At 67.1% G+C, this 7190-nt stretch carries 3 protein-coding genes; 2 read left to right on the top strand and 1 reads right to left on the bottom strand.

Annotation, left to right across the window (positions count from 1 at the left end):
* Window positions 1-1470, top strand: a 1470-nt coding sequence (locus tag FED44_RS35265) for a glycoside hydrolase family 43 protein (RefSeq protein WP_138463385.1), incomplete at its 5' end; no start/stop codon positions are given.
* Window positions 1471-1551: 81 nt separating this feature from the next.
* Here FED44_RS35265 and FED44_RS35270 read toward each other — a convergent pair.
* A complete protein-coding gene (locus FED44_RS35270) occupies window positions 1552-2223 on the bottom strand; it encodes a FadR/GntR family transcriptional regulator (RefSeq protein ID WP_111702010.1) in 672 nt (223 codons plus the stop codon).
* 373 nt (window positions 2224-2596) lie between these two features.
* On the opposite strand from FED44_RS35270, the gene FED44_RS35275 reads away from it, so the two are divergent.
* Window positions 2597-7190, top strand: a 4594-nt coding sequence (locus tag FED44_RS35275; protein ID WP_208759342.1) for a ThuA domain-containing protein, incomplete at its 3' end; no start/stop codon positions are given.

The raw sequence follows: 7190 nt of genomic DNA on the forward strand, positions 1-7190 counted from the left end.
GACCTGGCCGACATCGACATCATCCGGGTCGGTGACACCTACTACTACTCCGCCTCCACGATGCACTACTCGCCCGGCGCGCCGGTCCTGCGCTCCTACGACCTGGTGCACTGGGAGTACGCCGGCCACTCGGTGCCCAAACTCGACTTCGGCAACAAGTACGACCTCAACGGCGGCCGCGGCTACGTCAACGGCATCTGGGCGTCGTTCCTGAACTACCGGCCCAGCAACAAGACCTTCTACTGGGGCGGCTGCATCGACTTCAGCAAGACCTACATCTACACCGCGACCTCCGTCGAAGGCCCGTGGAACCGGCACACCACGATCAACAAGTGCTACTACGACGCCGGCCTGCTCGTCGACGACAACGACACGATGTACGTCTCCTACGGCAACACGCAGATCAGCGTGGCCCAGCTGTCGGCCGACGGCAAGAGCGAGGTCCGCAGCCAGCAGGTGTTCTCCACCCCCTCCAGCGTCGGCACGCTGGAAGGCTCGCGGATGTACAAGCGCAACGGGAACTACTACATCTTCCTCACCCGCCCGGCCAACGGCCAGTACATCCTGAAGTCCACCAACGGGCCCTTCGGCCCGTACGAGATGCGCCAGGTCCTGCTGAACATGTCCGGCCCGGTCTCCGGCGGCGGCGTGCCGCACCAGGGCGGCCTGGTGCAGACCCAGAACGGCGCCTGGTACTACATGGCCTTCCAGGACGCCTACCCCGGCGGCCGGATCCCCGTCCTGGCCCCCGTCACCTGGACCTCCGACGGATGGCCCACCATCACGACCGTCAACGGCGGCTGGGGCGCCTCCTACCCCTACCCCAACGTGCCGCGCCCGCCCCGGCAGGTGAAGTCCCCCGGCGGGACCGACACCTTCACCGGGTCGCAGCTCGGGCCGGAGTGGGAGTGGAACCACAACCCCGACACCACCAAGTTCAGCGTCGGCAGCGGACTGCGGCTGCAGACCGCCACCGTGACCAACGACCTGTACTCGGCCCGCAACACCCTCACCCACCGCATCCTCGGGCCGTCCTCGACGGCGACGATCCAGCTGGACTACTCCCAGATGCGCGACGGTGACCGGGCGGGGCTGGCGATGCTGCGCGACTCCTCGGCCTGGATCGGCGTACGGCGCGACAACGGCCAGACCCGGCTGGTCGCGACCAACAACCTGACCATGAACGGCAGCTGGCAGACCACCTCCACCGGCACCGAGGTGGCCTCCACCTCCATCTCCGGCGGGCGGATCTGGCTACGGGTCAACGCCGACATCCGGCCCGGCAGCGGCCGCCAGGCCAAGTTCTCCTACAGCACCGACGGGGTGAACTTCACCTCCTTCGGCCCCGCCTTCACGATGGGCAACGCCTGGCAGTTCTTCATGGGCTACCGCTTCGGCATCTTCAACTACGCCACCCAGTCCCTGGGCGGCTCGGTCACCGTCAACAGGTTCGACCTGACGCAACCCTGACGCGCTGACCCAGCTGATCGAGCTGATCGCGTGACACCGGCCGGCCCCGGCGCTCCCCTACAGGAGCACCGGGGCCGGTTGTCACAGGGCGCTGCGGAGCCACTCCTCCACCCCGGCCACGTGAACCGTGGCCCACGCCCTCGCGACCTCCGGCTGCCGGGCGGCGATCGCGTCGCAGATGGCGGCGTGCTGCTCCCGCGTCTTCTCGTTGGCGCCCTCCTGGGTGAGGCCACGCCAGATACGCGCCCGGGTCGTCGGCCCGGACAGGCTCTCGATGAGCGAGCACAGCACCGCGTTGCCCGACCCCGCCGCGATGTGCTGGTGGAAGCGCAGGTCGTTGGCGACGAGCTCCTCCACACTCGGCTCGTCCGGCACCCCGCTGAGGATCTCGCGGAGCGCCTCGACATCCTCGTCGGACATGTGCAGCGCGGCCATGGCGGTGGCGGCCGGCTCCAGGATGCGCCGCACCTCCAGGAACTGCAGCACGGTGTCGTCGCGATGGAAGTCCACGACGAACGACATCGCGTCGAGCAGCAGGTTGGGCTGGAGGCTGGTGACGTAGGTGCCATCGCCCTGCCGTACGTCGAGCACGTTGATCAGGGCGAGCGCGCGCACGGCCTCCCGCAGGGAGTTGCGGGACAGGCCGAGCCGTTCGGCCAGGTCGGCCTCCTTCGGCAGCCGGTCACCGGGGCGCAACTCACCCGAAATGATCATTTGCTTGATCCGGTCGATCGCCGCGTCCGTGACCGCCACGAAGCCACCCCCTGTTCGCAGGCGGACGAGGCCGCCAGACGTCGGATGTCTAGCAGTTTAGGGGAAGCCGGACCTGCTCTCACCCTGGTCAGCGGACTTACGAAAGCCGGTCAGGCGTGCGCGTCACTTCCAGTGAGTAGTAGAGAAAGTCATGTCAATTCGATTAAAAGGTCTTCACAACCGGACGAAACGGGATTACGTTCGCGACGCCTGCTCTTCTGGAGGCTGGTGTGACAAAGTCCCCAGGCCGGCAGGTGGCCCCCGGGTCACCCGTTCACCCCTCAAAGGAGCTGTCTTGACAGTTCACCGGCATCGCGCCTTGAGCCGTCTGGCCGCGGCGATGTCCCTCGCAGTAGCTCTGCCTGTTCCCTTCATGTCCGCGTCGCCCGCCATGGCGTCGGTGACGCGGACCGGCGCCGCCAGTGCCGCGGCCCCTGACTTCAAGGTGCTCGTCTTCTCGAAGACGACCGGTTTCCGGCACGACTCGATCCCCGAGGGGATCGCGGCGGTGCAGAAGCTCGGCCAGGACAACAACTTCGCGGTCGACACGACCGAGGACAGCGCGGCGTTCACCGACGCCAACCTGGCGCAGTACCAGGCCGTCATCTTCATGTCCACGACCGGTGACCCGGTCAGCACCCAGGAGCAGAAGGACGCCTTCCAGCGCTACATCCAGAAGGGCGGCGGCTACGTCGGCGTCCACGCCGCCGCCGACAGCGGCTACAGCTGGAACTGGTACGGCAAGCTGGTCGGTGCGTACTTCAAGCAGCACCCGGCGATCCAGCAGGCGACGGTCAAGGTCGAGGACCCGGCGCACCCGTCGACCGCGGGCCTGCCGACGACCTGGAGCCGTACCGACGAGTGGTACGACTACCAGACGAACCCGCGTAACACGGTTCACGTGCTGACGTCGCTGGACGAGAAGTCCTACACCGGCGGCACGATGGGCGCCGACCACCCCAACACGTGGTGTCAGGACTACGACGGCGGCCGCTCGTGGTACACCGGCCTGGGCCACCTGAAGGAGAACTACAGCGAGGCGAACTTCCTCAAGCTGCTCCTCGGCGGTATCAAGACCGCTTCGGGCGCTGTGAAGGCCGACTGCTCCGCCTCGCAGAGCAGCAGCTACGACAAGGTGGAGCTGGACGCCGACACGTCCAACCCGATGATGCTGGACGTCGCCAAGGACGGCCGGGTCTTCTACATCGACCGGCTCGGCGATGTGAAGATCATCAAGCCCAGTGGTGGCACGGTCCAGGCCGCTCACCTCAATGTCTTCACCGCCAACGAGAGCGGCCTGCTCGGCATGGCGCTGGACCCCGGGTTCGCGACGAACAAGTGGATCTACCTCTACTACTCGCCCACGGGCTCGGAGAACGTCGACCGGCTGAGCCGGTTCACGGTCAACGGGGACACCCTGGACCTGGCGAGTGAGAAGAAGATCCTCGACGTGCCGGTGCAGCGCGCCGAGTGCTGCCACCACGGCGGCGGCCTGGTGATGGACCCCAAGACCGGCAACCTCTGGCTGGGCACGGGCGACAACACCAACCCCTTCGCCTCCGACGGCTTCGCCCCGATCGACGAGCAGTCGGGCCGCTCCAGCTGGGACGCCCAGCGGTCGGCGGGCAACACCAACAGCCTGAGCGGCAAGCTGCTGCGCATCCACCCCGAGGCGGACGGCACCTACACGATCCCGTCGGGCAACCTGTTCGCCCCGGGCACGGACAAGACCAAGCCGGAGATCTACGGCATGGGCTTCCGCAACCCGTTCCGGATCGGGATGGACCCCAAGACCGGCAACGTGATGCTGGGTGAGTACGGCCCTGACTCGAACGCTGCGAGTGCCACGCGTGGCCCGCAGAACACGGTGGAGTGGAACCTCATCTCCAAGCCGGGCAACTACGGCTGGCCGTACTGCATCGGCAACAACTCGCCCTACATCGACTACAACTTCGCGACGAAGCAGTCGGGTTCGGCGTTCAACTGCGCGGCTCCGGTCAACGACTCGCCGAACAACACCGGCCTGACCAACCTGCCGCCGGTGATCCCGGCGACGGTGTGGTACCACTACGCCTCCGACCCGAACAACTTCCCGGAGCTGAGCGGCGGCGCCCCGATGGGCGGCCCGGTCTACCGCTTCGACGAGAACGTGAAGTCGGACGTCAAGTGGCCGGCGTACTGGGACGGCAAGGCCATGTTCGGTGAGTGGAACAACAACGCCATGTGGTCGTTCCAGCTCAACGAGGACGGCACCAAGCTCGTCGAGATGAACCGGATCCTTCAGACCCTGAGCTTCAAGAAGCCCATGGACATGAAGTTCGGCCCCGACGGCGCCCTCTACCTGATCGAGTGGGGCTCAGGCTTCGGCGGCGACAACGCCGACTCCGGCGTCTACCGCGTGGAGTACATCAAGGGCAACCGCCCGCCAGTGGCGCGTGCCAGCGCCGACAAGACCGACGGCCCGACGCCGCTGACCGTCAAGTTCAGCAGCGACGGCTCGCGCGACCCCGACGGCAAGGCCATCACCTACGCCTGGGACCTCGACGGTGACGGCACGACCGACTCCACCGAGGCCAACCCCACCTTCACCTACACGAAGGCCGGCGAGTACAGCGCCGTCCTGACGATCAGCAACACCGATGGCAGGACCGCGACCTCCAGCGTGACGGTCAACGCGGGCAACACCAAGCCCGAGGTCAAGGTCGAGCTGCCGCCGAGCGGCTCGTTCTTCGAGTTCGGCGACCAGGTGAAGTTCAAGGTCACCGTCACCGACGCCGAGGACGGCACGGTCGACTGCAGCAAGGTGCAGATCCAGTCCATCCTGGGTCATGACACCCACGGTCACCCGCTCGACCAGACGACCGGCTGCGAGGGCGTGGTGCAGACCGCCATGGCGGGCCACGGTGAGTACGACAACCTGTTCTACGTCATCGAGGCCAGCTACACCGACAAGGGCGCCGGGGCGGCCAAGCCGCTCACCGGGCGGGGTCAGGTCATCCTGCAGCCCAAGCGCAAGCAGGCCGAGCACTTCAGCGCCACCGGCCGCGTCACCGGCGGCACCGGCACCGACGCCGCAGGTGTGCAGGTCGAGACCACGACCGACACCGCGGGCGGCAACCAGAACATCGGGTTCACCCAGGACGGCGACTGGTGGTCGTTCGACCCGATCAACCTGACCGACATCACCGCGATCCGGCTCCGTGCCTCCTCGGCCGGTCCCGGCGGCACCGTGCAGATCCGTCAGGGCAACCCCGACAACGGCACCCTGGTCGGCTCGGTGGACATCACGCCCACCGGCAACTGGCAGACGTTCAAGGACGTCACGGTCGACCTGACCAACCCGCCGACGACCAGCGGCCCGCTGTACTTCGTCGTGCGCAAGCCGGCGAGCGCGGCCGACAACGCCTACCTGCTCAACTTCAACTGGGTCGACTTCGTCGGCAAGGGCGCCACCAACAACCAGCGTCCGACGGTGTCGGTGGCCGCCAACGCGGCCACGGGCATCGCGCCGCTGAAGGTGGACTTCACCACCACCGCCAGCGACCCCGAAGGCGACGCGCTCACCTACAAGTGGAACTTCGGGGTGAACGGCGCGCCGCAGCCGACCACGGCCAACGCGAGCTACACCTACACCGCGCCGGGCACCTACACCGCCGTGGTGACGGTGACCGACGCCAAGGGCGCCGCCGGCAGCGCCCAAGTGCAGATCAAGGTGGACGCGCCGGCCACGGCGTGCTTCACCGGCCGCTCCGACGACTTCCTGGGCACCCAGCTCGACCGTGACCGCTGGTCGGTCATCCGGGAGAACCAGGACCTGAAGGTCGCCGACGGCAAGCTGATCATCCCGACCTCGGCCACCGACATCTACAGCACGGGCGGCAACACGCCGAACATCGTCGTGCAGCCGGCTCCGTCGGGCGCCTGGACGGCCACCACCAAGCTCACGCTGAAGGCACTGACGACCTACCAGCAGGCCGGCCTGGTCATCTACGGCGACGACGACAACTACGCCAAGATGGTGCTGGAGGCACGGGGCACCGACGACCACGCGGCCCGCATCTTCCAGTTCATCCGGGAGGAGAACGGCACCCCGAACGAGGTGACTGACAGCAACACGGCCAACCTCGGGGACGCCTACCCCGACACGGTGTACGTGCGGTTCATCAGCGACGGCACCAACATCACCGCGCACTACTCCTCGGACGGCACCACCTTCACGGCGATGCCACAGACCAAGCCGCTCGCCGGGATCTCCAACCCGAAGATCGGCCTGATCTCGCTGGCCTCGACCAACAACCCGGTGACGGACGCGGCCTTCGACTGGTTCCACATCACGCCCGACGACAAGGCCACGGCCTCGGACCCCAACGACCAGTTCGAGGGCACCATGCTCGACCTCTGCCGCTGGAACGCCAACGTGCGCTACGACGCGACGGCGGCGCGGGTCAGTGGTGGTCAGCTCCAGCTCGACACGACCAAGGGTGACATCTACGGGTCCGACAACAGCAACCCGAAGAACTTCATCCTCCAGACCGCGCCGAGTGGTGACTGGACGCTGGAGACCAAGGTCGACGGTTCCGCTCTCAACGAGCAGTTCCAGCAGGGCGGCCTGATCGTCTACGGCGACGACGAGAACTACGTGAAGTTCGACTACGTCGCGGACAACGCTGCGGGCTCCGCGGTGACCCGGCGGCTCGAACTGCGCAGCGAGGTCGGCGGCGTCGTGCAGGACCCGCAGCCCCAGGTCAGCAACCTGACCAGCGGGGTGTGGTGGCTGCGCCTGAAGAAGGTGGGAGACAGCTTCACCGCCTCCTACTCCTCGGACGGCACCACCTGGACCGACCTGGCCACCGACGGCACGGCCGCCGTGGTCAAGAACAGCGCCGTGGCCGGCACCGGCAAGGTCGGTCTGTTCGGCTTCGGCGTCAACCAGACGGCGTCCAAGACGGTCAAGTTCGACTACTTCA

It is taken from the genome of Microbispora triticiradicis (genome assembly GCF_005864065.1).
Taxonomy (GTDB): Bacteria; Actinomycetota; Actinomycetes; order Streptosporangiales; family Streptosporangiaceae; genus Microbispora; species Microbispora triticiradicis.